The organism is Bradyrhizobium sp. HKCCYLS3077 (assembly GCF_051167555.1).
Taxonomy (GTDB): Bacteria; Pseudomonadota; Alphaproteobacteria; order Rhizobiales; family Xanthobacteraceae; genus Bradyrhizobium.
On sequence record NZ_JBNPTH010000008.1, the window covers coordinates 313177 to 337464 of the forward strand.

The following is a 24288-nucleotide window of genomic DNA, read 5'->3' on the forward strand; positions in this document are numbered from 1 at the left end:
CTTACTAATTTGCACCACTCGTGCGGCTGCCCCTCACCCCAACCCTCTCCCCGTGAAGGACGGGGAGAGGGAGCGCGGCGAGTGCGTCGAAACAGATGAGTAGCAAAAGAAAACAACAGGGAGAACGTCAATGAAAGCCGCCGTGCTGATGGAGGTCAACAAGCCGCTCGTCATCGAGAACATCAGCGTGCCCAAGCCGGGCCCGCGCGAGGTGTTGATCCGCACGAGCGTGGCCGGCCTCTGTCATTCCGATCTGCACTTTATCGAAGGGCTCTATCCGCATCCGCTGCCGGCCGTGCTCGGTCATGAATCGGCAGGGATCGTCGAACAGGTCGGCTCCGACGTCACCTATGTGAAGCCCGGCGATCATGTGGTCACCTGCCTGTCGGTGTTCTGCGGCACCTGCGACAACTGCACGACGGGCCGGCCGGTGCTGTGCACCGACACCACGGTGAAGATGCTGCCGGGCGCCTCCAACCGGCTGTCGTGGGGGCGAAGTGAGAAGCTGCACCAGTTCCTCAATCTGTCGTCCTTCGCCGAGCAGATGCTGGTGCACGAGAACGCGATCGTGAAAATCCGCCAGGACATGCCGCTCGAGCTTGCGGCGCTGATCGGCTGCGGTGTGATCACCGGCTATGGCGCGGTCGTCAACACCGCGCGGGTAACGGCCGGCGAAACCGTCGCGGTGATCGGTTGCGGCGGCGTCGGCATGGCGGCGATCAACGGCGCGGAGATCGCCGGCGCCGGACGCATCATCGCCATCGATACCAACCCGGCCAAGCTGCAACTCGCGACGAAGCTCGGCGCCACCGACATCATCAATCCGGCCGATGGCGACGTCGTGGCGCAGGTGCGCGAACTCACCAAGGGCGGCGTGCATCACGCCTTCGAGGTGCTCGGACGCAAGGAGACCGCGGAGCAGGCCTTCGCGATGCTGGCGCCGGGCGGCACCGCGACCATCGTCGGCATGATCCCGTTTGGCCAGAAGATCGAGCTGCACGGCTTCGACTTCCTGCGCGAGCGCCGCATCCAGGGCTCGTCGATGGGCTCGAACCACTTTCGGGTCGACATGCCAAGGCTTGTTGAGTTCTACCTGCGCGGCAAGCTGCATCTGGAGGACTGGATCTCGGCCAAGCTGAAGCTGTCCGAGATCAACGAGGGCTTTGCCAACATGAAGGCCGGCAAGACGCTGCGCAGCGTCATCATGTTCGATGCGTAAGGGGCTTGGTCCCGTGTGACGTGGCTGAGAGGTGAGGTGGCCTGCGTATCAGTTGCTCGTCATGCCCGGGCTCGACCCGGGCATCCATCCTTCCCGAACGATGGATGGCCGGGTCAAGCCCGGCCATGACGATGGAGAGGTTGGGTGAGACGCCGTCGAATAACTCGAAGATCGAACTAATCCGCGAACATCGGCGGGGGCGTGAAGCCGCCGAACTCGCGCTCGATCAGTTCGGCGAGCTTGATCGGCGTGCGGTCTTCGAGGAAGGGGCCGACGATCTGCACGCCCACGGGCAGGCCATCCGCGAGCCCGAGCGGAATCTGCGTGGCCGGCAGACCGGGCAGGGTGGCGATACCCGGCCAGGCGAGCTGGTCGTTGTAGTCGTGCTCCACGCCATCGATCTTGACGCGCCGCTCGCGCTGATCCGGCGAGTGGTCGTGCGGAAACGCCGGCGTCGGCATGATCGGGCAGATCACCGCATCGAACTGCGCAAACAGCGCCCGCCATTGTGCGCGCAGGCCGAAGCGGGCGTTGTTGGCCTGCACCCAGTCGCGATGGCTGAGCGCGAGGCCGCGCAGCCGCTCGGCCGCGAGGCTCATCGCTTCCTTCGGCAAATGCGCGGCGGCCTGGCTGGCCTCGGCATGCACCTGCGGCGGCATGGTCGCGCCGAGGAAGCCGAGCAGCAGGCGCATATAGAGCCGGCTGGTGGCGGCGAAGTCCGGCAGCAGCGGGCTTTCCCTTACGACATTGACGCCGGCCTTCGCCAGATCAGCTGCGAGCCGTTCGATCGCGCCGCGCACGGCGGTGTCGGTCGGCAGCAGCGTATCCGACGCGACCACCAGCACGCGAAAATCCTGCAGCCGCGTATGCCGCGGCGGCGGCAGCTCCAGCCGATACGCCGTGCCCGCTTCGAGCGGATCGGGGCCGGCCATCACGTCGAGCAGCAGCGACAGATCAGCCGCCGAGCGCGCCATCGGGCCGACCACGGCGAGGTCGGCCTCGTTCGGCAGCGGCTGGAACGGCGGCGGCGTGTGGCCGCGCGTCGGCACGAGGCCATAGGTCGGCTTGTGCGCGGTGACGCCGCAATGAAACGCCGGCACCCGCAGCGAGCCGCCGATGTCCGAGCCGAGCGACAGCGAGCCGTAGCCGGCGGCGAGCGCCGCCGCCGATCCGCCGGACGAGCCGCCCGGCGTGCGGCCGAGATCGTAAGGGTTATTCGTCGTGCCGTAGATGTCGTTGTAACTCTGCCAGTCGCCGAGCCCGAGCGGCACGTTGGTCTTGCCGAGCACGATGCCGCCCGCGTCCTTCACGCGCGTCACCGTCAGCGCATCCTCGGCCGCGACGAAATTCTTCTGCTGCGGAAAGCCCCAGGTCGTCGGCAGGCCGGCGACGTTGTAGGATTCCTTCACCGTCAGCGGCAAGCCGAGCAGCGGGGCGCGCTCGCCACGTGCCAGCCGCGCGTCGGCTACGCGGGCGGCCTCCAGCGCGCGGTCGAAATCGCGCACGCACACGGCGTTGATCTTGTCGTCATGTCGCTGGATGCGGTCGATCGCGAGCTGAGTCAGCTCGACCGATGAGACCTCTCGATGTTCCAGAGCTTTTGCCGTCTCGACGGCGGTTGCGAACGTCCATTGCGATGCAGCCAAGGTCCTGCTCCCCGTACGCGTGGAGGTCGTGTTTTACCCCAGACGCGTGGCAGGCGCTTGATCGAAATTGCGGAAGGCGCGCCGTCAACCCGGCAGCATGCGCTGCATCACGCGGTCGCGATAGACGAAGATGTGCGCCAGCGCGGCTCCGACATGCACGATGATCAGGATCAGCAGCAGCCACTCGGATGCCTGGTGCAGGCCGTCGATGGCGCGGTTGCCTGCGGGGTTGCGCGTGGCCAGCATCGGCAGCTGAAACAGATAGAAGTACGACACGCTCCAGCCGCGATAGGAGGCAAACAGCCAGCCGGTGATGGTCGTCGCCAGCACCATCACATAGAGCATCCAATGCACCGCCTCCGAGCTCAGCCGCTGCCACGCCGGCAGCGAGCTTTCCGGCGCCACGGGATGGGTGAGCCGCCAGACAAAGCGCAGCACGATCAGCAGCAGAATGGTGAGGCCGAACGAGATGTGCAGGATCATCGGCGCGCCAGGAGGCGTATTGGCGTGCAAATCCGGCATCAGCCAGCCGATCGGATATTGGACGGCGAGCAGCGCCACCACCAGCCAATGCAGGACTTTCGCGGGCGTGCCGTAGTGCAGGCGTGGTGTCATCACGAGCCTTCCGTTGCGATCGATGGGGCGCCATCGGCGCCGTGGCTGGACGTTCCGCCTGCCGGGGCGATGCTAGGCTGCGCCGATCAATATTCCCACACCCAGCACGATGATGCCGCCGAGCACGATCTGGAACACGGCCTGCATGAACGGCGTGTCCATGTAGCGCGCGCGAATATAGGCGATGGCCCACAGCTCGAAGAACACGACGAGGCTGGCGATCGCCGTCGCGATCCAGAACGCGTTGGGCCAGGAGTCCGGCACCAGATAGGGCATCGTATGGCCGAGGCCGCCGAGCGTCGTCATCGCGCCGCAGACCGCGCCACGCAGCCAGGGCGAGCCGCGCCCCGTGAGCGAGCCGTCATCAGACAGCGCCTCGGCAAAGCCCATGCTGATGCCGGCGCCGATCGAGGCGGCGAGGCCGACCAGGAAGGTCTGGAAATTCTGATGCGTGGCAAAGGCGGCCGCGAACAGCGGCGCCAGCGTGGAGACCGAACCGTCCATCAATCCGGCGAGACCCGGCTGCACATATTGCAGCACGAACACGCGGCGCCGCGTCTCGTCTTCCTTGTCGCGGACGTCCGGGCTGAGGATCTTGTCGGTCAGTTGCGCCGCGACCTTCTCGTGGCCCTTCTCCGCCTCGGCGAGATCGCCGAGCAGCCGGCGCACGCCGACGTCCTTGGCCTGTTCGGCGGCCTTGGCATAGAACCGCTCGGCCTCGAATTCCATGGTGCCGACTTCCTTGCGGATGGCGTCGAGCGACAGGTTCTTTGTCAGCCAGATCGGCCGGCGCTGCATGAACCCTTTGACGTTCTCGCGCCGGATCGGCGGCAGGTTCTTGCCGAAGCGCTCCTCATAGAGCTCGAGCAGCATATGGCGGTGGCCCTTCTCCTCCTCGGCCATCTGCTCGAACAGTTTCGCCGAATCCGGATACCGCTCCGCCAAGTCTTCCGCGAAGCTCATGTAGATGCGGCCGTCTTCCTCTTCGGCCGAGATCGCGATCGCCAGGATCTCGCGCTCGGTGAGGTCGGCGAAATTCTTCATTCCAAGGTCCCCGGATTGCCGTTCTCAACGCAGTCGAGTTTAGAACGTTTCTAAACGCTATATGGTTTTGCCGCAGCGCGGTCAAACTGCCGCCGCGCGGTGGTCGCGAAACGTTTTCGTGAGGTCGCATTCAGGCCCCAGTCAGGGAACCCCTGGGCAAATTCACGGTTCGCGTTTCCGCTTGGCTACCTAAGGAGTTCCAATGACCAGCGTCAAATACCGGCTGAATGATCCGAGACTGGCGCCGCGACGGACCAGGATGGATATTCCGGGCTGGGCCGGCGAGCGGCAGCCGCGCGCGAATGGCTCGCACGAGCAGGTCTGGCACTGCGTGCCGTTCTCCGAAGGCGCGCAATACGGCATCGAGCTGTTCTATCCGTATGATTTCGAGCTGCAGGTGACGACGCGCGACGGCAAGCTGGAGCTGTCGGGCGATTGGGGCGAGCCGCCGAGCCCGAGCCTGCAATGGCCGCCGTTCCGCAATTTCGGCGATGCGTTCTACACCTATCAGATCCTGATCGATCTCAAGGTGCCGCCTGGCTTTGCGATCCGCACCGAGCCGCATCCGCGCTTCTACACCGACCGCACCGACACCTGCCCGATCGCGGTTCCGGCGCTGGTGCGCAATTTCTGGCCGATGCTGTTCTTCTGCGTGTTCAAGGCGCCGGCCGAGGGGCGCACGCATATCTTCCGTCCGGGCGAGCCGTTCGCGCAGGTGATCGTGATTCCCGAGGAGGCCAACTTCACGGTGGAGCCGATGAGCCCCGACGAGGCCGCCGAGCGCGAGCTGCAGTCGCGCCGCATCCACGCCAGCCGTCCGGTGCTCGCCAAGGAGACCGAATGGGTGTCGAGCACCGACACCGTGTTCGACGGCACCTACCGCCATCTCCACCGCGCGGCGAAGGAGAAGGCGCGCAAGTCCTGAAAGCAGCAAAACAGGGCTGTCGCATGCGACCATCGAAGTTTTGCGCTCATCTCTCCACGACGTCATGGCCGGGCTTGTCCCGGCCATCCACGTCGTCCGGCATGCTGAGAACCACGTGGATGCCCGGGTCAAGCCCGGGCATGACGGAGTAACAATTTGACGACCCGCTCGTTTCGGTAGTGCCGCCACACGCGATTGTCTCGCCCCCAAAAACGAAAGGGCGCCGACCTTGCGATCGACGCCCTCATGGCCTTCACCTGACGACGATCAATAGCGATCGTAGTACCAGTGGTGATGGTGATGATGGTGGTGGTAGTACCGGCGCGGCACCACATAGACCCGGGGACCGTAGCCATATCCATAGCCGGGGCCGTAGCCATAGCCGCGCCAGTAGCCATGGTGATGGTGGTGATGATGATGGTGGTGATGGTACCACTGCGCCAACTGCACCTTCGGCTCGGCCTCCGGCGGCGCCTGCTCGTCGAGCGCCTGCAGCACCTTGGCCGCATTCGGGATCGGCTCGAGCAGATCGGCGTAGGAATTGGCCTTCAGCACGTCGGTGGGGGCCGGAGCCGCTGACGCCTGGCCCGTGCCGAGCGCGCCGACAGCGGCGACCGCGCCCAACAAGCCTGCGATCTTCTTATCCATGAATTCATCTCCTGATGCGCATCGCCCGGATGCCAAAACGTCGCACCCCGAATGTTCGTTCCTCGATTCGCCTGATGAGGCCGCAACGCGTCCAAAATCAGGCTGTCGATTTGTTCAGGAACGTGAACAGGAGCTCATTGACTTTGTCATGCTGCTCTTGCTGCACCCAATGTCCGGCGCGATCGATCAGCTCGCTCAGGATAATGTTGGTGCACACTCGGGACTGCATCGCTTCAAGCACGCCGGGCCGTTGGTAGATGCCCCAGTCTTGCAGCCCTGAGATGAATGCGGACGGAACGTCGATGGTGCGGTCGGACCATGTCTGCAATTCCGCGTCGAACAGGCCTGACGTGCCGCAGCGATACCATTGCAGGCCGCCCTGGAAGCCGGTCCGTTCATATTCGGCGGCGTAGACCGCGAGCTCATGATCCGGCAGCCAGCGATTGCCCGCGATCGTCGCAGAGTCAGGCATCACCTCGGCGACGGTCTCGGCCATCGTCTTGTCCAGGTCCATGACGTAGTAGGTCGGCAGCTTCGACAGCTCGCTCGCTGTCCATGCCTGCAACGGTGCGGGACTGTTGTCAGGCCAATCCGCGCTCTTGTGGTGATAATAGGCGCGCAGAAAATCATGCAGACACTGCGGCGCGCGATGCATGTCGGCGTTGGCCTCTCGCGTCGAGTAGTACCATTGATAGTGCTTGCGCGGCCGAGATAGCGCGGCCAGTTCGCGATGCACGGGATCCTCGGGCGCAGCGAGAGGGTGGTCGGCGGTGTCGAACGGTGCCGCCGGTGGGCCCGGGAACGGCGCGCTCATCATCACGACCGATCGAAACACGTCGGGGCGGATCAGGGCGCACCACGCCGCGACCGGGCTGCCGAAATCATGTCCGACGACCGCCGCGACGTGGCGATGGCCGAACGCATAGACCACGCCCAGCGCATCGCGCACCAGATTGGTGAAGCGGAACGGCGCGAGGTCACCGTCATAGTCGGCGCTCCAGCCGGTGGTACGGCCATAGCCGCGCTGGTCCGGCGCCAGCACGTGATAGCCCGCCGCCGCCAGCGCCGGCATCACCTTGCGCCAGCTATAGGCGAGCTCGGGAAAGCCGTGCAGCAGCAGTATGCATGGCCGGCCGGGCGTCTCGAAGCCAGCTTCGAGCACGTGCATGCGCAAGCCGTTGATGCCGTCGACGAAGCGCGAGCGGATAGTGGGAGGAAGAGGGAGAGGGGGAAGAGCTGGAAGTGGAAAAGAAGAGGTCATCGCGGCCCTCATCTGTGTCGTCCCGGCGAACGCCGGGACCCATAACCACAGGATAATGTGGTAGGCAGCGCTGGCAGCTCCAGCTTTCGCAAAACTCGGGACGGTGGCTCTATGGGTCCCGGCTCAAGGCCGGGACGACACCGTTGCTTTGAGCTGCAGGCGCGGCCCGCTTACCCCGCGCCCTTCTTCGGCCAATAGCGCTCGCGCAGATGGCGCTTGACCAGCTTGCCGGTCGGGGTGCGCGGCAGCTCCGGCTCGAAGTCGATCGAGCGCGGGCATTTGATCGGCGACAGATGCTGGCGGCAGAACAGCATCAGCTGCTCCTCGAGCGCCTTTCCGGCGCGCGCCATGTCGTGCGGCTGCACGACGGCCTTGACCTCCTCGCCCATCTCCTCGTTCGGCACGCCGAACACGGCGACATCGGCGACATCAGGATGGGTGATCAGGACGTCCTCGGTCTCCTGCGGGTAGATGTTCACGCCGCCGGAGATGATCATGTAGGACTTGCGGTCGGTCAGATAAAGGAAGCCGTCGGCGTCGAGATAGCCGACGTCGCCGAGCGTCGACCAGCCCCTGTCGTTGTAGGCGCGCTTCGTCTTCTCTGGATCGTTGTGATAGGAGAAAACCGGCGCATCGGCAAAATACACCGTGCCGATCTCGCTGGTCGGCATCTCCTGGTCGTCCTCGCCGAGGATCTTGATCTTGCCGACGACGGCGCGGCCGACGCTGCCGCGATGCTCGAGCCATTGCTTCGAGGTGCAGACGGTGACGCCATTGCCCTCGGAGCCGGCATAGTACTCGATCAGGATCGGCCCCCACCAGTCGATCATCCTGGCCTTGACGTCGACAGGGCAGGGCGCCGCCGCATGGATCGCGCCCTTCAGGGTGGAGACGTCGTAGCGCTTGCGGACGTCCTCCGGCAGCTTGAGCATGCGCACGAACATCGTCGGCACCAGCTGCGACTGCGTGATCTTGTACGTCTGGACGAGCTTCAGGAACTCCTCGGCGTCAAAATGCTCCATGATGATCGACGTGCCGCCGAGCGTGATCGCCATCATGTTGAAGCGCAAGGGGGCCGCATGATACAGCGGCGCCGGCGACAGGTAGATGCTCTCGGCATTCATGCCGCACATGTCGGCGCACAGCACGCGCAGGAACTGGTTGGGCTGATCGATCGGATTGCCCTCGAAATCCTTCTTGATGCCCTTCGGCCGCCCGGTCGTGCCCGACGAATACAGCATGTCATAGCCGGCGACCTGGTCGGCAATCGGGGTCTTGGGCTGCGCGCCGGCCTCCTTGTCCCAGGAGCGGAAGCCCGGCTCCGGCTCGTCGACCATGAAGAACAGCGGGCCGTCCGCCGTCACGAGGTCGCGCACCTGCTCGGCGCATTTCGGCGAGGTGATGAAGACCTTGGCGCCGCAATCCTTGATGATGTAGGCGATCTCGTCCTTGGTGAGATAGCGGCTGATCGCGGTGTAGTAGAGGCCGGAGCGCTGCGCGGCCCAGGCGATCTCCATGAAGGCGAGCCGGTTCTCCATCAGGAAGGCGATGTGGTCGCCGGCCTTCAGGCCAAGCGATCGAAACAGCTGGGCGCCCTGGTTGGAGAGCTCGTCGAGCTCGCGATAGGTGATGGCCTTGCCGGTGCCGGCCATCTGATAGGCGATCTTGTCGGGATGGCTCTGGGCGTAGATGGACGGGTGGGTCATGATGGGCTCACCGCTAAATTAGGAAAAAGCTGTCGTCCCGGCTTTGAGCCGGGACCCATAACCACAGGGCCTGTGGTGAGAGCGAGCTGTGGCTCCAGCTCGCCCAAAATCGATTTCGGTGGCTATGGGTCCCGGCTCAAGGCCGGGACGACACCGTTGTTGGAGCGACGGCTACAGCCGCTCGACGATCGTGACGTTCGCCATGCCACCGCCTTCGCACATCGTCTGCAGGCCGTAGCGCTTGTTGCGCTGCTTCAGCGCATGCAGCAGCGTCGTCATCAGCTTGGTGCCGGAGCCGCCGAGCGGATGACCGAGCGCAATCGCACCGCCATTGACGTTGAGACGGCTGGGATCGGCACCGGTGGTCTTCAGCCACGCGGTCGGCACTGAGGCGAAGGCCTCGTTGACCTCGTAGAGGTCGATGTCGTCGATCGACATGCCGGCCTTCTGCAGCGCGCGCTGCGTCGCCGGCAGCGGGGCTTCCAGCATGATGACGGGATCGCCGCCCATCATGGTCATGTGGTGCACGCGGGCCAGCGGCTTGACGCCGAGCGATTTCAGGCCGCGCTCGTTGACGACCATCACGCCGGAGGCGCCGTCGCAGATCTGGCTGGCGGACGCCGCCGTCAGCTTGCCGTTCTCGGCAATCAGCTTGACGCCCTTGATGCCGTCGAGGCTGACGTCGAAGCGGATGCCCTCGTCGATATGGTGGGTGTCGGTGGAGCCGTCCGCGCGGGTGATCTGCAGCGGGATGATCTCGTCCTTGAAGTGCCCTCCTTGCGTCGCCGCGATCGCGCGCTGGTGGCTGTTATAGGCGTATTCGTCGAGCTCATCCTTCGAGAGACCGTACTTCTCCGCCATCATCTCCGCGCCGGTGAACTGGCTGAACTGGATGTTCGGATAGCGGCTCTCCATGCTCGGGCTTTTGTAGTGCCCGAAGCCGTTCTTCGCCGGCAAGGTGGAGGACAGGCCCATCGGCACGCGCGTCATCGACTCCACGCCGGCGGCGATCACCACATCCATCGCGCCCGACATCACTGCCTGCGCGGCGAAGTGCAGCGCCTGCTGCGACGAGCCGCACTGGCGGTCGATCGAGGTGCCCGGCACGCTCTCCGGCAGCTTCGAGGCCAGCACCGCATTGCGCGCGATGTTGGTCGACTGCTCACCGGTCTGCATGACGCAGCCCATGATCACGTCCTCGACCTGGTCCGGCGCGGCGCCGGAGCGCTCGACCAGCGCGTCCAGCACCTTCGCCGCCAGATCCGCCGGATGCCAGCCGGACAGACGCCCGCCCTTGCGACCGCCGGCCGTGCGCGCAGCCGCGACGATATAGGCTTCCGCCATGAGGTTTCCTCCCTAGACTTGGTTCGTTGATTGGGAGGGATTTAAATGCGCGATTGAGCTTTAGTCAATCGATCAATTAACTCTTGAGATCGCCTCCGGCTTCGGCTTATCTGGCCCCAACAATCAGGTGGGAAACGTCCAAGGTGGGCACCGTTTTGGGACCTCAGCTGCAGACCAGCGCGCCGGAGAAGCTTGCCGTGGGGCGGAATGCCACCGCGGAAAAGCTGCTGGATGCCGCCAGCGAGCTGATGATCCAGCGGTCCTCGATCGAGATCTCGCTCAGCGACATCGCCCAGAAGTCCGGCTCTAACGCCGCGCTGGTGAAATACCATTTCGGCAACAAGGACGGCCTGCTGCTGGCGCTTCTCGCGCGCGACGCGGCCACTGAGGTCGCCAATCTCGAATATCTCTTGGCGCAGCCGCTGCCGCCGACCGCCAAGCTGAAGCTGCACATCAGCGGCATCATCCGCGCCTATCACCGGTTTCCCTACATGAACCGGCTGATCCACTATCTTCTGCACGAGAGCAGCGCCGACGCCGCCAACGAGGTGTCGAAATTCTTCGTCGCGCCGCTCTTGGAATTCCATCGCCGGCTGATCGAAGAGGGCATCGCCAAGGGCGAGTTCCGCGCCGTCGATCCCGTGCTGTTCTACACCAGCCTGATCGGCGCCTGCGATCACCTGTTCTTCGGCCGCCACGCCATGTCGCGCGCGATCGGCGTCGGCCCGGTCACCGACGAAGTCTGCCGCCAGTACATCGCCCACATGGAGGCGCTGATCTGCGGCGGGATATTGAAGAGGGCGAATGGCGAGTAGGTGTTTGCCGCTCGCTCCTTGCCGCCAACAAGAAACATCCACGGAGGAAACTTAACCATGCAGTTGAACAACGTTGCCGTTCTCATCACCGGCGGTGGCTCGGGTCTCGGCGCCGCCACGGCGCGCGCCATGGCCGCGAAGGGCGCCAAGATCGCCGTGCTCGATCAGAGCCTGGAGAATGCCGAGAAGGTCGCGGCCGAACTCAAGGGCGTCGCCCTGCATGCCGACGTCACCAATGAGGAGCAGGTCAAGGCCGGCATCGCCAAGGCCGAGGCCGCGCACGGCGTCGCCCGTGTGCTGGTGAACTGCGCCGGCATCGGCGGCTCGCAGCGCATCGTCGGCAAGGACGGCGTCTATCCGCTGGCGAAGTTCGCGCGCATCATTAACGTCAACCTGATCGGCACCTTCAACGTGCTGCGCCTGTTCGCCGAGCGCCTGGTCACCGCCGAGCCCATCGGCGAGGAGCGTGGCGTCGCCATCAACACCGCCAGCGTCGCGGCCTATGAAGGCCAGATCGGCCAGATCGCCTATTCGGCGTCGAAGGGCGGCGTCGTCGGCCTGACCCTGCCGGCCGCGCGCGATCTCGCCAGCCAGAAGATCCGCGTCAACACCATCGCGCCCGGCCTGTTCCTGACGCCGCTGCTGATGGGCCTGAACGAAGAAGCGCGCAAGAGCCTCGGCGCCCAGGTGCCGCATCCCGCCCGCCTCGGCGACGCCTCGGAATACGGCAACCTCGCCGTCCACATCGTCGAGAACCCGATGCTCAACGGCGAAACCATCCGCCTCGACGGCGCCATCCGCATGGCCCCGCGCTGACGGCAACCTCCGCTGTCGTCCCGGCCTTGAGCCGGGACCCATACTCCGCGGCGTCTGTGAGAAGCACTCTGGCAGACGCCGCGCCCTAACCAATGAAGCCGGTGGCTATGGATCCCGGCGTTCGCCGGGATGACGGTGAGGAAAGCGCGCGCCATGTCCCAACCGCTGCTGATCGAGCACGACAACGGTGTCGACCGGGTGACGCTCAATCGTCCGGAAAGCCTGAACGCGCTCGATCCCGCGCTGATCGACGCGCTTAATACCTATTTCGAAAGCCTGCAGCGCAATCGCACCACGCGCGTCGTCGTGCTCAAGGGCGCGGGCAAGAATTTCTGCGCCGGCCTCGATCTCAAGGCCGCGATGCAGCGGCGCGGCGGCGTCAACGAGCCGCCTGGTGTGACCGAATCCCTGGACTCGCAACGCCGCATCGCCGACATCGTGATGCTGATGCGGCGCTGTCCGCAGCCGATCATTGCGCTGGTGCAAGGCGCGGCCGCCGGCGGCGGCTTCGCGCTGGCGCTCGCCGCCGACATTCGCATTGCCACGCGCTCGGCCCGCATGAACTGCGCCTTCGTCAAGCTCGGTCTGGGCGGCTGCGACATCGGCACCAGCTACTTTTTGCCGCGCCTCGTCGGCGTCTCCGTCGCCTCCGAACTGATCCTCACCGGACGTTTCATCGGCGCCGAACGCGCGCTGATGGTCGGGCTGGTGTCGGAGATCGTCGAAGAAGATCAGCTCGATGACGCCGCTGCGCCGATCATCGAGGCCATGATGACCGCCTCGCCGGTCGGGCTCCGCCTATCCAAGGAATGCCTCAACATGAGCGTCGATGCGTCATCGATCGAGGCCGTCATCGCGATGGAAGATCGCAACCAAGTGCTGTGCAGCCGCTCCGAGGATTTCAAGGAAGGCATTGAAGCCTTTCTCCAGAAGCGCAAGCCGGTCTATACCAACCGCTAGATATCAAGATCCGCAAAGGACGATATTTCGGGAGACGCAAAATGGACGGGACGGCAGCGAAGGTGTTGGAGAAGCCGGCATTCCGCAAGGTCAACTGGCTGGCGCGAGATATCGACGTCGAGCGTCGCGCGGACGGCGTGATCGTCATCAAGTCGCGCATTCCGCTGCAGGCCTATGAGCCGCATCTTGCCGCGCCGCTCGCGCGCTGGGCCAAGGAGGCGCCGACGCGAACCTGGCTCGCGCAGCGCACCGGCCCCGAGCGGCAGTGGCGCAAGCTGTCCTATGCGGAGGCCAAGCGCACCGTCGACGGACTGACGCAGGGCCTTCTCAATCTGAAGCTCGACGGCCGCCCGGTCGCGATCCTCTCCGGGAATTCCATCGAGCATGCGCTGATGACGTTCGCCGCGATGCAGGCCCGCTCACCGGCAGCGCCGGTATCGCCGGCCTATTCGCTGATGAGCCACGATCATCTCAAGCTGAAATATCTGTTCGGCCTGGTGAAGCCGGGCGTGGTGATGGTGCAGGATGGCCCGACCTTCGAGAAGGCGCTGAAAGCGCTCGATCTCGACGGCGTCACCGTCGTGCATGTCGCGCGTCCCTGCGAGGGCATTCCGAGCGTCAGCTTCGCCGATCTTGCTGCGACGCCCGTCACTGGCGACGTCGAGGCCTCCATCGCGCAGATCACGCCCGACACGGTGGGCAAGCTGCTGTTCACCTCGGGCTCCACCGGCATGCCCAAGGCCGTCATCAATACCCAGCGGATGATGTGCGCCAATGCGGCGATGATGATGCAGACGCGGCCGCGGGCGCCGGATGCGCCGGTCTCCACGGTGCTGGACTGGATGCCGTGGAATCACACGATGGGCGGCAATGCGGCGTTCAATCCGCTGCTGATCGATGGCGGCACGCTGTATATCGACGACGGCCGCCCGATGCCCGGGATGTTCGAGGAGAGCCTCCGTAACCTGCGCGAGGTGTCGCCGACCTACTATGCCAACGTTCCCGCAGGCTACGCCGCGCTCGCCGCGGCGATGGAGAAGGACGATGCGCTGTGCCGCTCCTTCTTCAAGGATCTCGGCATCATGGCCTATGGCGGCGCGCGGCTCCCGGATGATCTCTACGAGCGCATGCAGGCGCTGGCCGTGAAGACCACCGGCGAGCGCATCGTGTTCTACACCGGCTGGGGCTCGACCGAGACCGCGCCGACCTCGACCGGCACCTATTGGAACACCGAGCGCGTCGGCCTGATCGGCCTGCCGTTCCCCGGCGTCGAGCTGAAGATGGTGCCGACCGGCGACAAATACGAGCTGCGTCTGCGCGGCATCAACGTCATGCCCGGCTATTTCGGCCAGCCCGAGCTGACGGCAAAGGCGTTCGACGACGAGGGCTTCTATTGCATCGGCGATGCCGGCGTGTTCGTCGATCCCAACGATCCCGCGCAGGGCATCATCTTCGCCGGCCGCGTGGTCGAGGATTTCAAGCTGACGACCGGCACCTTCGTCCATGTGGGATCGCTGCGCACGGATGCGATCGCGGCGGCAACGCCGGCGATCCATGATGCGCTCGTAGCGGGGCAGGACCGCGACTACATCGGCCTGCTGGCGTGGCCGAACCTGCACGCCTGCCGCCAACTGGTCGGCAATCCCGAAGCGACGTTCGAGGATGTGGTGAAGCATCCCGCCGTGATCGACTGCGTTCGTCGCGGCCTCCAGGCCCACAACAAGGACTGCGAAGGCGCCAGCAGCCGGCGCATCGGCCGCGTCATGCTGATGGCCGAGCCGCCGTCCATCGACGGCCACGAGCTGACCGATAAGGGCTACATCAACCAGCGCGCCGGCCTCGAACGCCGCGCCGCTCTGGTCGAGCGGCTCTATGCCGCCACGCCCGACAGCGACGTGATCGTGCTGTGATGAGGTCCCACTCTCTCCATTCGTCATTCCGGGATGCGTGCGAAGCACGCAGGCCCGGAATCCATAACCACGATCGGGCGTATGGATTCCGGGCTCGCGCTCCGCGCGCCCCGGAATGACGGCAAGCTTTAGATCCGACTTCCAAGGCGAGTGACATCCATGAACTTCGATTTCTCCGACGATCAGAAACAGCTGCGGGACCAGGCGCGGAAATTCCTCGCCGAGAAGTGCCCGCCCAAGGCGGTGCGCGTCGTGCTCGACGGCAAGGAGGCCTATGACCGCGCGCTGTGGAAGGGCTTTGCCGAGATGGGCTTTCTCGGCGTCGCCATTCCCGAGGAGTACGGCGGGGCCGGCGCCGGCCATCTCGAACTCTGCGTGATCGCGGAAGAAGTCGGCCGCGCGCTGGCTCCGGTGCCGTTCTCCTCGACCGTCTATCTCGCCGCGGAAGCGCTGATGCTCGCCGGCAGCGATGCGCAGAAGCAGGCCTGGCTGCCGAAGATCGCGAGCGGCGAGACGATCGGCACGCTCGCTTTGTTCGAGGGCACCGGCAATCCGTCGCCGAAGGCGATCAAGCTCGCAGCCGCCAATGGCGTGCTCAACGGCACCAAGAAGCCGGTCGCCGATGGCGCGATCGCCGATCTCATCATCGTCGCCGCGCGCACGGCCTCGACCGGCCGCGACAGCGACATCTCGCTGTTCCTGGTCGACGCCAAGGCCGGCGGTGTCGAGGCCAAGGCGCTGACCAATCTCGATCCGACCCGCGGCCAGGCCGAGCTCACCTTTGCGAATTGCAAGGCCGAGCCGCTCGGCGCTGCCGGCGAGGGCTGGAGCATCATCAGCCAAGTGCTCGACCGCGCGGCGGTGCTGACGGCATTCGAGCAGGTCGGCGGTTCCGATCGCGCGCTGGAGATGGGCCGCGACTACGCGCTCGACCGCATCGCCTTCGGCCGTCCGATCGGTTCGTTCCAGGCGGTCAAGCACATGCTGGCCGACATGTACGTCTCGGCGACGCTCGCGCGATCCAACGCCTATTATGGTGCCTGGGCGCTGTCGACCAACGCGCCGGAATTGCCGGAGGCTGCGGCCTCGGCGCGCATCAGCGCGACGCAGGCCTATCAGCACTGCGGCAAGAACAACATCCAGGTCCATGGCGGCATGGGGTTCACCTGGGAGTTCGACTGCCACATGTACTACCGCCGCGCCAACGCGCTCGCGCTCGGCCTCGGCAGCCTGTCCTATTGGGAGGACCAGCTGATCGACCGCATGCGCAAGCGCAACGCGGCGTGAGCCAAGCCCGTCATTCCGGGGCGCTCGCGCGCGCAAAATGGCAAGGCCATTTTGCGCAGAGCGAGCGAACCCGGAATCCAGAGGTTATCTCGTCGAGATTCCGGGTTCGATGCTGCGCATCGCCCCGGAATGACGACCTAGAAGGGATGAGACGATGAACTTCGATGACACCCCGCAGGAGGCCGCGTTTCGCAGCCAAGCGCGTGCCTGGATCGCGGCGAACGCGCCGAAGCAGTATGAGGACGAGCTGCGCGCGTCCTCGCTCGGCCGCACCGCGCTGAAGAACGCCAACATTCTGGAAGTCGCCAAGGCCTGGCAGAAGAAGAAGGCGGATGCCGGCTGGGCCTGTCTGCATTGGCCGAAGGAGTATGGCGGCCGCGGCGCCTCGCCGATCGAGCGCGTGATCTGGCAGCAGGAGGAGGGGCCGTTCGGAAAACTCTCCGCGATGTTCATCATCGGCCACGGCATGTGCGGCCCGACGGTGATGGCCTACGCGTCCGAGGAGCACAAGCGGCAGTATTTGCCACCGCTCGCCTCGGGCGAGAAGGTGTGGTGCCAGCTATTCTCCGAGCCCGCGGGCGGCTCCGACGTCGCCGGCCTGCGCACCCGCGCCGAGAAGCGCGGCGACGACTGGGTGATCAACGGCCAGAAGATCTGGACCTCGGGTGCGCACTACTCCGACTACGGCATCCTGCTGACGCGCACCGATCCCACCGTGCCGAAGCACAAGGGCCTTACGATGTTCTTCCTGGACATGAAGAGCAAAGGCGTCGAAGTCCGTCCGATCAAGCAGGCGAGCGGACATTCGGATTTCAACGAGGTCTATTTCACCGATGTCGTGATCCCGGACTCGCAGCGGCTCGGCGCGGTCAATGACGGCTGGAACGTCGCGCTCACGACCCTGATGAACGAGCGCATGTCGATCGGCGCCGGTGTTGCCACCGGCTTCCCCGAGCTGTTCGACTTCTGCTCCAACATCATGCTCGACGACCGTCCCGCGATCGAGGACCGCAACGTGCGGTCGAAGCTGGCGAACTGGGCGGTGAAGGCGAGCGGGCTGAAATACACCAGCATGCGCGCCATCTCGGCGCTGTCGAAAGGCGAGCGGCCCGGACCGGAGAATTCGATCGGCAAGCTGGTCGCAGGCGCGATGGTGCAGGACGTCGCGGCCTACGCGCTCGATCTGCAGGGGGCGGCCGGCGTGCTCAGCGGTCCCGAGGCCGACGTCGCCGGCAAATTCCAGGCGATGCTACTGCGCGCGCCTGGCACCCGCGTCGAAGGCGGTACCGACGAGATCATGCGCAACATCATCGCCGAGCGCGTGCTTGGTTTGCCCGGCGATATCCGCGTCGACAAGGACCTGCCGTTCAACCAGGTCCCGACCAAGGGGCGGGCTTAGTTGCTGTCGTAGGGCGGGTTAGCGCAGCGTAACCCGCCGTCGACTGCGCGACGTCAATCAAGTGGCGGGTTACGCCTTCGGCTAACCCGCCCTACGCATATCAAGTGAGGGTCAGGGCATGAACTTCGACGACACCCCGCAGGAAGCCGCCTTTCGCGAGACCGCGCGCGCCTGGGTCGCGGCCAATGCGCCGAAGGAGCTGGAGGAAGAGCTTGCGAGCTCCTCGCTCGGGCGCATCCGGCTGAAGCACGCCGACATCGTTGAGGTGGGCAAGGCTTGGCAGAAGAAGAAGTCCGACGCCGGCTGGGCCTGTTTGCACTGGCCGAAGGACTATGGTGGCCGCGGCGCGACGCCGATCGAGCGCGTGATCTGGCAGCAGGAGGAGGGCGTCTACGGCAAGCTGACGCAGCCGTTCCAGATCGGCGAAGGCATGTGCGGCCCGACCGTGATGGCCTATGGCAGCGAGGAGCACAAGCGCCGCTATCTGCCGAAGCTCGCCTCCGGCGAAGAGATCTGGTGCCAGCTGTTCTCCGAGCCCGCGGGCGGCTCCGACGTCGCAGGCCTGCGCACGCGCGCGGAGAAGCGCGGTGACGACTGGGTCATCAACGGCCAGAAGATCTGGACCTCGGGCGCGCACTATTCGGACTACGGCCTGCTGATCACGCGCACCGATCCCAACGTGCCGAAGCACAAGGGGCTCACGATGTTCTTCCTGGACATGAAGAGCCCGGGCGTCGAGGTCCGTCCGATCAAGCAGGCCAACGGCATGCAGGAGTTCAACGAGGTCTATTTCACGGACGTCGTCATCCCGGACTCGCAGCGCCTCGGCGCCGTGGGTGACGGCTGGAACGTGTCGCTGACGACCTTGATGAACGAGCGCATGTCGATCGGCGCGCGGCTCGCGACCGGCTTCCCCGAGATGTTCGAGTTTTGCACCAACCTGATGACCGAGAACGGGCTCGCGATCGACGATCGCGCGACACGTTCCAAGCTGGCGTCATGGGCGGTTAAGGCGAGCGGGCTGAAGTACACCAGCTACCGCGCGATCTCGGCGCTGTCCAAGGGCGACCGTCCCGGCCCGGAAAACTCGATCGGCAAGCTGGTCGCCGGCGTCATGCTCCAGGACATCGCGAGCTACGCGATGGACCTCGAAGGCGCGGCTGGCGTGCTCACCGGCGCGGACGAGGCGGAGACGCAGGGCCAGTTCCAGCAGATGCTGCTGACCGCGCCGTCGATGCGCATCGCCGGTGGCACCGACGAGATCCTGCGCAACATCATCGCCGAGCGCGTGCTCGGCCTGCCCGGCGACATCCGCGTCGACAAGGACGTGCCGTTCAACAAGGTGCCGACCAAGGGACGCAGCTAGCCACACACGCCGTCATTCCGGGGCAAGGCCGAAAGGCCTTGAACCCGGAATCCCGAGGTTGGCTTGCCGCTCTTTTTGTAATCTCGAGATTCCGGGTTCGGTCGCTTCGCGACCGCCCCGGAATGACGGGTGTGGAAGGGGGAGCGCGCGTGCGCTTCAATCGAAATCCAGGAAGGTCATGATGTCATCAGCAGCGCCGAAGCCGGAGCAAGACGCGATCAACGTCCTCGAAGACCTCATGGCGGCGCGTTTCTCCTGCCGCAGCTTTCGCGCCGATCCCGTGCCGCGCGCGATCATCGAGCGCATCCTGACCGCCGCGCAGAAGACCGCGTCGTGGTGCAACAGCCAGCCGTGGCGAGTCGAGATCACCTCGGGCGCCGCGACCGAGGCGTTTCGCAAGGTGATGTACACGGCGGCGTCGAGCGGAAAGCCGGCGTCGGGCGACTTTCCGTTTCCGCGTGAATACAACGGCGTCTATCTGGAGCGGCGGCGCGAGAGCGGCTTCCAGCTCTATAATGCGCTGGGCATCGCCAAGGGCGACAAGGCCGGATATGCCAAGCAGGCGCTGGAGAACTACAATTTGTTCGGCGCGCCGCATGTGGCGATCATCCATAGCGACGAGGCGCTCGGCACCTATGGCGCGATCGATTGCGGCGGCTATGTCACGAGCTTCATGCTGGCGGCGCAGGCGCTCGGCGTGGCCACGGTGCCGCAGGCTGCGCTGGCCTTTCATTCCGACCTGGTGCGCCAGCATTTCGGGCTCGGCGATGATCGCAGGATCGTCTGCGGCATCTCGTTCGGCTATCCCGATCTCGGCCACAAGGCCAACTCCTACCGCACCGGACGGGCGACGGTGGCCGACACCGTCCGTTTTCACGACGACGGCACCTGACCCGAGCGGCCGCGCGACGCAACGGCGATGATGGTCCAAAAGCCGAGTGCGAGTTCCGATTGGCGGGACTCGGCGCTCCGGCCCAGGCGAAGCGGGGCCATCGCACCCCGAAATTGCCTTCTGCGTTTACTTTTTTGACAAGCGACATCGGCGCCACACTGTGCCCGCCCGGGTGTCGTTCATGCGGCGTGCGCGCGGCTGTCGACAGGGCGTCCACGCAAGCGCCGGCGTTCGCATTCAAAGCTGTCCTGGAATCAAGGCGTTGCCGGAGGATGCCGCGGGCGAAGCGCCACGTCTCCTGCGTGAGACTTGCCGCAGCAGACCTAGTGGTTGCTGCTACTCGGCTTCGGCGCGCATTTTTCCCTGAGCTCATGGGCCTCGAGCAATGATATTGACAAAATCCTCTCTAACATTTTGAGTTGCATCGCCCGAGCATCAACGATGCAGAATTGTAGACGCTCGATGATCTTCTCGATTGAAGGTTCAGTCACGGCTCGAAACCTGAAGTGTCAGCGATGGATTCCATGAACACGCCGTCCAACCTTTACGCGCTCGAGGTGGATGAGGCGACGCTCCTTGGTCACCGCCTCTTGAAGGCATTCCATAAGCTCAGGCTGACGCGGCATCGGGAGCAGCTCATTGCGCTGGCTGAACGGCTGCTGGAAGATGAAGAAAGATATCCGGCAGGGCCCGGCGGTTGACGTCCTCGAGCCCTCGCCAGGTCAATGTCGGCCGCTTCAGACCGATCTGCTTGCATAGCGATTTCCAGGTCGATTCATCACAATCGACCAGGACGGCCATCACCGACATCCCGTCCATCAGGTGAGGCACGCCGAGCGGCTTGGCCTTCCAGCCGCATTTCTCGAATCGCGGCAGCCACCAGCTTTCCAGCACGATCGAGAACGCCGTCAGCCCGATCGAGATGCCATATTCCATGATGGCGGTGAGCAGCAGCATGTCGATTCGCGGTCCGGCATGTTCGCCGCGCCGCTCTGGGATCACGAAGATCCGCGACAGTTCGTAGACGTCCGGGCGCTGGATCGGGCCGCGCAGATTGAGATAGGGGAAGATGTCGCTCATCAATGTCGGCATCAAGGTCGGCACCGCGCGCATCGCGCCGATCAGCTGGCCATGGTCGATGCAGAACAGGTAGACGGAATCATCGGTGTCGAACTGGTCGATCTCACGGCCGTCGGGACGATCGAGGGCCATCCATTTGCGCTGCTTGACGTAGATCTCGTGACGCAGCCGAAAATACGGATCGAAATATGATTCGTAGAGCGCGCGATTATCTTTTCGAACGACATGAATCTCAGGCATCGAAACCCCCGGTCGTCTGAACAAATATGGGGTCTGCAGATTGCCGATGCGCTTCGATTGATCCAGTGGCAAAAACGCCAGATCAGATGGTGATCTCGCCGTTGACAAGCGCGGTCGCAACCGTCGCCGTCTTGTTCTTCGTGGCGAGCTTGCGCTGCGCCTCTTCGAGGTGCCAGCGCACGTTGCGCTCGGACACGCCGAGGATGCGCGCGGTCTCCCATGCGGTCTTGCCCCGCGCCGCCCAGCTCAGCACCTCGGCCTCGATCCGTGACAGCCGCCGGGTCGGGTTGCTCGTGGCGGTGCGCGCCAGCGCGCGCAGCCTGCTGTGGGTGAAGATGCTGATCAGATGCAGCGCGCCGCGCGCGTCTGGCGCCAGGTTCGGATGCTCGCCGGCCACGCTGACGGCGCCGACGGCGTCGTCATAGTGGATGGGCACGCAGAAGCCTTCGTTCAATCGGAAGTCCTTGGCACGCATCATCACCTCATGCGCGCCCGGCTCATCCTGCCGGTCATAGGGGGCTTCCGACCATGCGAATGGATTCAATGTGGAGAGGCAGTGCCGCGGAATTGGATCGCAGCGGTGAAACTGTTCCCGCGCGTACATGTCGAACCATTCACGCGGCCAACCATTTGCCAGCATGGTCTGCTGCAAGGATTGCCCCGGGGCGGGCACGCCGGCCATGATATAGGCGTGAAATCCCAGATCGCCGATCATCTTTTCGAACTGGGAGAGGACGCTCGCGCTGGTCTTCGACGCTTCGATCGCATCGACGTAGTCCAGTGCTCGTCGCCCCCAATACGCGTCCATCACTTGCATGTGAATTTCTCCGCCGGTGGTTCAAGCTAGCCACGGGCAAAAGGCTGTCAACCGCAAATTGGAGCTTTACGTCGATAGTTCGCTGAGCGTGTGTCCGCACACCGGCTGGATACAGGCCTTTGCATGCAAAATGAGTCCGACGCGTAGCTCGACGGCGCTCAGAATCGCGGCGGCCTTTTCTCTGCAAACGATTTCATGCCTTCACTGATCTCGGTCCCGGTGGTGCTGTCCTGATGCCTGCGGCGGGCCGCCGCATCGTCGAGCGCGCCGCGCGCGAATTCGTTAATGGCGCGCTTCATGCCCCGCATTGCCTGTGGCGCGTTGCCGGCCAGGATCGTCGCAAGACGGTCGACCTCCGCATCGAGGCCGTCGGCCGGCACCATGCGCGTGAGATAGCCGATCCGTAGCATCTCGGCGGCGTCGATCTTCTCCGCGGTCAGGAACAGGCGCTTCGCATGGTCGACGCCGAGGCGCGAGACGTAGCGCTTGATGCCGTTCGGATAGTAGTGCAGCCCGAGCCTGGCCGCCGGCATGAACATTTCGCCGCTGTCGACTCCGATCCGGAAATCGCAGGCCAGCGCGAGGTCCGTCGAGCCGCCATAGACGCCGCCATTGATCCGGCAGATCGTCGGCAGGGTCAGGTCCTCGAGCCGGTCGACCACGGCCTCGAAGGCCGGCGTGGAACGCCCGTCGGTGTCGCTGCCGGGCGCCGCGCCGATGGCGCCGAGGTCGAAGCCGGCGCTGAAGGCGCGTCCGGTGCCGGTCAGGACGAGCACCCGCAAGGTCGCATCCGCCTCGATCCGGTCGAACAGATTGAGCAGCGCGCCGAGATCCTCGGGCTGCAGCCGGTTGAGATGGCGGGGACGGTTGAGCCGGATCGTGGCGCGCGGGCCCTCGATCGTCAGGACCGGCGTGCTCGGCGCGTCCTCGATTGGGCTGTTCTGATCACTCATGTCCTGTTCTCCAAGGCGCGGCGCTGGGCTTCGGCATCGATGCTCCGCGCCAGATCGGGATGGCGTGCCATCAGCACGCGAAAATCGACGAGGTCGAGCACCAGCAGCTTCGACAGGTTGGTGGTGCTGATGTTGGCCGAGCGCAGATTGTTCCCAAGCAGCGCCATCTCGCCGAAGAACGCGCCCTCGCCGAGCCTAACCTTCTTGCCGGGAAGATCGACCTCGACCTCGCCCGCCGCGATGAAATACATGCAGTCGCCCGGCTCGCCCTTGCGGATCACGGTCGCGCGCGGCGGCAGGTCGATCGTGCGCAGCATCTGGGTGACGTCGGCGATCGTGGAAGGGCCGAGGCTGGCGAAAAACGGCACGCGGCTGACCAATTCCCAGGTCTTCAAGAAATTGTCGCGCCGGGTCTCGGCGGCAAAGCTGGTCGCCAGGATACCGGTCCAGAGGCCGAACACGCCGAGGCCCGAGATCATCACCATCCCGGCCACCATCCGTCCCAGCGGGGTGATCGGCACCACGTCGCCATAGCCGGTCGTGGTGAGCGTGACGACGGCCCACCACATCGCCGAGGGGATGGTGCCGAAGGTGGCCGGCTGCACGTCATGTTCGAGCGTGTATTCCGCGACCGAGCCGAGAAACAGCACCAGCAGGAACAGCACCAGCACCGACAGCAGGGGGCGCGCCTCCACCACCATCACCCGGCGGAGCCGGCGCAGGCCGGGCACGCCCGGGATCACCTTCAGCGCCCAGGCGAACGCCAGCAGCCATGCGGTACGCGGCTCGACCCCCGCGGCCAAGGCGATCGGAACGGCGGTCGCGGAGGCTGCGTCCACCAGGCCGCGACCCGAGGTGAGGTAGGCGGTCGCCTGATGCATCCGAACGGCCGCCTGAACCCGGATCCCCCATTCGGCGACGAAGAAGGCAAGGCATCCGCATAACAGGGCGTAGATCCAGCCGTGCGCGGCCGCATAGGCCGCGTCCAACGTCAGCAGGACCATCGCGGCGTTGCCGAGCAGCATGACTGCATAGGCCACTCCGGTCATGTCGCGCCTGGCCGTTGCCGCCACGAACGCCGCCAGGGCAGGAGGTAACGGCGATTTGGCCATCGGATGGAGATGCCTGCGGCTGAGGAGGGATTGGGAAGGTGGCGCCGGCAAAGTGCCCCGACCGGGGAACCTGCGTCAACGATGCCGGGAGGGTGATTGCAGGGCTTTTGTCGGGCGGCTCGGCCGCCTGGCGGCGCGCGGGAATTTTGCGGGCGCGACTCAAATACCGGTTCAATCGTCGTCCGTTCGCCGTATATCAGAGACCGGCGCGCACACGCCAAATTGGGCAAGAC

Annotated in this window: 21 protein-coding genes; 10 read left to right on the forward strand and 11 right to left on the reverse strand. The window is 65.0% G+C overall.

What is annotated here, in order from left to right; all coding sequences use genetic code 11:
- Positions 1-130 precede the first annotated feature (130 nt).
- The gene (locus tag ACQR0Z_RS29840) at positions 131-1219 is read left to right on the forward strand and encodes a Zn-dependent alcohol dehydrogenase (RefSeq protein ID WP_434920992.1); all 1089 of its coding nucleotides are present in this window, start codon (positions 131-133) and stop codon (positions 1217-1219) included.
- 176 nt (positions 1220-1395) lie between these two features.
- Here ACQR0Z_RS29840 and ACQR0Z_RS29845 read toward each other — a convergent pair whose 3' ends face one another.
- From ACQR0Z_RS29845 to mbfA, 3 genes are all read right to left on the reverse strand, one after another.
- Positions 1396-2865, reverse strand: coding sequence for an amidase (locus tag ACQR0Z_RS29845; RefSeq protein ID WP_434920993.1), 1470 nt, complete (start codon positions 2863-2865; stop codon positions 1396-1398).
- A gap of 84 nt (positions 2866-2949) precedes the next feature.
- Positions 2950-3480: a cytochrome b gene (locus ACQR0Z_RS29850; protein WP_434920994.1), complete on the reverse strand. Its 531-nt coding sequence runs from the start codon at positions 3478-3480 to the stop codon at positions 2950-2952.
- Positions 3481-3552: 72 nt separating this feature from the next.
- The gene (mbfA, locus tag ACQR0Z_RS29855) at positions 3553-4524 is read right to left on the reverse strand and encodes an iron exporter MbfA (protein WP_434859638.1); all 972 of its coding nucleotides are present in this window, start codon (positions 4522-4524) and stop codon (positions 3553-3555) included.
- 202 nt (positions 4525-4726) lie between these two features.
- On the opposite strand from mbfA, the gene ACQR0Z_RS29860 reads away from it, so the two are divergent.
- Complete coding sequence (locus ACQR0Z_RS29860; protein WP_434859639.1) at positions 4727-5449, forward strand: hypothetical protein; 723 nt, start codon at positions 4727-4729, stop codon at positions 5447-5449.
- A 267-nt stretch (positions 5450-5716) separates the two neighbouring features.
- Here the strand turns inward: ACQR0Z_RS29860 and ACQR0Z_RS29865 are convergent, their stop codons facing one another.
- From ACQR0Z_RS29865 to ACQR0Z_RS29880, 4 genes are all read right to left on the reverse strand, one after another.
- The gene (locus ACQR0Z_RS29865) at positions 5717-6097 is read right to left on the reverse strand and encodes a hypothetical protein (RefSeq protein WP_434920995.1); all 381 of its coding nucleotides are present in this window, start codon (positions 6095-6097) and stop codon (positions 5717-5719) included.
- 97 nt (positions 6098-6194) lie between these two features.
- Complete coding sequence (locus ACQR0Z_RS29870; RefSeq protein ID WP_434921050.1) at positions 6195-7265, reverse strand: alpha/beta fold hydrolase; 1071 nt, start codon at positions 7263-7265, stop codon at positions 6195-6197.
- A 263-nt stretch (positions 7266-7528) separates the two neighbouring features.
- Complete coding sequence (locus ACQR0Z_RS29875; RefSeq protein WP_434920996.1) at positions 7529-9064, reverse strand: acyl-CoA synthetase; 1536 nt, start codon at positions 9062-9064, stop codon at positions 7529-7531.
- Between the two features lie 171 nt (positions 9065-9235).
- Positions 9236-10408, reverse strand: a complete 1173-nt coding sequence (locus ACQR0Z_RS29880; RefSeq protein ID WP_434878966.1) for an acetyl-CoA C-acetyltransferase — start codon at positions 10406-10408, stop codon at positions 9236-9238.
- Between the two features lie 155 nt (positions 10409-10563).
- On the opposite strand from ACQR0Z_RS29880, the gene ACQR0Z_RS29885 reads away from it, so the two are divergent.
- From ACQR0Z_RS29885 to ACQR0Z_RS29920, 8 genes are all read left to right on the forward strand, one after another.
- On the forward strand, positions 10564-11223 hold the full coding sequence (locus ACQR0Z_RS29885; RefSeq protein WP_434859884.1) for a TetR family transcriptional regulator: 660 nt from the start codon (positions 10564-10566) through the stop codon (positions 11221-11223).
- 57 nt (positions 11224-11280) lie between these two features.
- Entirely contained in the window at positions 11281-12039 is a 759-nt protein-coding gene (locus tag ACQR0Z_RS29890; RefSeq protein ID WP_434859642.1) for an SDR family NAD(P)-dependent oxidoreductase, read from the forward strand.
- A 153-nt stretch (positions 12040-12192) separates the two neighbouring features.
- A complete protein-coding gene (locus ACQR0Z_RS29895; RefSeq protein ID WP_434920997.1) occupies positions 12193-12999 on the forward strand; it encodes an enoyl-CoA hydratase/isomerase family protein in 807 nt (268 codons plus the stop codon).
- Between the two features lie 41 nt (positions 13000-13040).
- Positions 13041-14909 (forward strand): AMP-binding protein, encoded by a 1869-nt coding sequence (locus tag ACQR0Z_RS29900; RefSeq protein ID WP_434920998.1) that lies wholly within the window; start codon positions 13041-13043, stop codon positions 14907-14909.
- Positions 14910-15068: 159 nt separating this feature from the next.
- Complete coding sequence (locus ACQR0Z_RS29905; RefSeq protein WP_434920999.1) at positions 15069-16196, forward strand: acyl-CoA dehydrogenase family protein; 1128 nt, start codon at positions 15069-15071, stop codon at positions 16194-16196.
- A gap of 154 nt (positions 16197-16350) precedes the next feature.
- Positions 16351-17595 carry an acyl-CoA dehydrogenase gene (locus tag ACQR0Z_RS29910; protein ID WP_434921000.1) on the forward strand — a complete coding sequence of 415 codons (1245 nt, stop codon included), beginning with the start codon at positions 16351-16353 and terminating at the stop codon, positions 17593-17595.
- A 118-nt stretch (positions 17596-17713) separates the two neighbouring features.
- Positions 17714-18961 carry an acyl-CoA dehydrogenase gene (locus ACQR0Z_RS29915; protein WP_434921001.1) on the forward strand — a complete coding sequence of 416 codons (1248 nt, stop codon included), beginning with the start codon at positions 17714-17716 and terminating at the stop codon, positions 18959-18961.
- 238 nt (positions 18962-19199) lie between these two features.
- The gene (locus tag ACQR0Z_RS29920; RefSeq protein WP_434921051.1) at positions 19200-19853 is read left to right on the forward strand and encodes a nitroreductase; all 654 of its coding nucleotides are present in this window, start codon (positions 19200-19202) and stop codon (positions 19851-19853) included.
- Positions 19854-20489: 636 nt separating this feature from the next.
- Here ACQR0Z_RS29920 and ACQR0Z_RS29925 read toward each other — a convergent pair.
- The 4 genes from ACQR0Z_RS29925 to ACQR0Z_RS29940 all read right to left on the reverse strand — a co-directional run bounded on the left by ACQR0Z_RS29925 (position 20490) and on the right by ACQR0Z_RS29940 (position 24055).
- Positions 20490-21173, reverse strand: a complete 684-nt coding sequence (locus ACQR0Z_RS29925; protein WP_434878960.1) for an acyl-homoserine-lactone synthase — start codon at positions 21171-21173, stop codon at positions 20490-20492.
- 82 nt (positions 21174-21255) lie between these two features.
- A complete protein-coding gene (locus tag ACQR0Z_RS29930) occupies positions 21256-21990 on the reverse strand; it encodes a helix-turn-helix transcriptional regulator (RefSeq protein WP_434859649.1) in 735 nt (244 codons plus the stop codon).
- A 158-nt stretch (positions 21991-22148) separates the two neighbouring features.
- The gene (locus tag ACQR0Z_RS29935) at positions 22149-22943 is read right to left on the reverse strand and encodes an enoyl-CoA hydratase/isomerase family protein (protein ID WP_434921002.1); all 795 of its coding nucleotides are present in this window, start codon (positions 22941-22943) and stop codon (positions 22149-22151) included.
- Entirely contained in the window at positions 22940-24055 is a 1116-nt protein-coding gene (locus tag ACQR0Z_RS29940) for a cyclic nucleotide-gated ion channel (protein ID WP_434921003.1), read from the reverse strand. Before ACQR0Z_RS29940 ends, ACQR0Z_RS29935 begins: the two co-directional genes overlap by 4 nt.
- Positions 24056-24288 lie beyond the last annotated feature (233 nt).

Bases quoted from the DNA above. Each gene is read 5' to 3' on its own strand.
- ACQR0Z_RS29840 (WP_434920992.1), top strand. From the start codon at position 131: ATGAAAGCCGCCGTGCTGATGGAGGTCAACAAGCCGCTCGTCATCGAG.
- ACQR0Z_RS29850 (WP_434920994.1), bottom strand. From the start codon at position 3,480: ATGACACCACGCCTGCACTACGGCACGCCCGCGAAAGTCCTGCATTGG.
- mbfA (WP_434859638.1), bottom strand. From the start codon at position 4,524: ATGAAGAATTTCGCCGACCTCACCGAGCGCGAGATCCTGGCGATCGCG.
- ACQR0Z_RS29860 (WP_434859639.1), top strand. From the start codon at position 4,727: ATGACCAGCGTCAAATACCGGCTGAATGATCCGAGACTGGCGCCGCGA.
- ACQR0Z_RS29865 (WP_434920995.1), bottom strand. From the start codon at position 6,097: ATGGATAAGAAGATCGCAGGCTTGTTGGGCGCGGTCGCCGCTGTCGGC.
- ACQR0Z_RS29870 (WP_434921050.1), bottom strand. From the start codon at position 7,265: ATGCACGTGCTCGAAGCTGGCTTCGAGACGCCCGGCCGGCCATGCATA.
- ACQR0Z_RS29875 (WP_434920996.1), bottom strand. From the start codon at position 9,064: ATGACCCACCCGTCCATCTACGCCCAGAGCCATCCCGACAAGATCGCC.
- ACQR0Z_RS29880 (WP_434878966.1), bottom strand. From the start codon at position 10,408: ATGGCGGAAGCCTATATCGTCGCGGCTGCGCGCACGGCCGGCGGTCGC.
- ACQR0Z_RS29890 (WP_434859642.1), top strand. From the start codon at position 11,281: ATGCAGTTGAACAACGTTGCCGTTCTCATCACCGGCGGTGGCTCGGGT.
- ACQR0Z_RS29895 (WP_434920997.1), top strand. From the start codon at position 12,193: ATGTCCCAACCGCTGCTGATCGAGCACGACAACGGTGTCGACCGGGTG.
- ACQR0Z_RS29900 (WP_434920998.1), top strand. From the start codon at position 13,041: ATGGACGGGACGGCAGCGAAGGTGTTGGAGAAGCCGGCATTCCGCAAG.
- ACQR0Z_RS29905 (WP_434920999.1), top strand. From the start codon at position 15,069: ATGAACTTCGATTTCTCCGACGATCAGAAACAGCTGCGGGACCAGGCG.
- ACQR0Z_RS29910 (WP_434921000.1), top strand. From the start codon at position 16,351: ATGAACTTCGATGACACCCCGCAGGAGGCCGCGTTTCGCAGCCAAGCG.
- ACQR0Z_RS29915 (WP_434921001.1), top strand. From the start codon at position 17,714: ATGAACTTCGACGACACCCCGCAGGAAGCCGCCTTTCGCGAGACCGCG.
- ACQR0Z_RS29920 (WP_434921051.1), top strand. From the start codon at position 19,200: ATGGCGGCGCGTTTCTCCTGCCGCAGCTTTCGCGCCGATCCCGTGCCG.
- ACQR0Z_RS29925 (WP_434878960.1), bottom strand. From the start codon at position 21,173: ATGCCTGAGATTCATGTCGTTCGAAAAGATAATCGCGCGCTCTACGAA.
- ACQR0Z_RS29930 (WP_434859649.1), bottom strand. From the start codon at position 21,990: ATGCAAGTGATGGACGCGTATTGGGGGCGACGAGCACTGGACTACGTC.
- ACQR0Z_RS29935 (WP_434921002.1), bottom strand. From the start codon at position 22,943: ATGAGTGATCAGAACAGCCCAATCGAGGACGCGCCGAGCACGCCGGTC.
- ACQR0Z_RS29940 (WP_434921003.1), bottom strand. From the start codon at position 24,055: ATGGCCAAATCGCCGTTACCTCCTGCCCTGGCGGCGTTCGTGGCGGCA.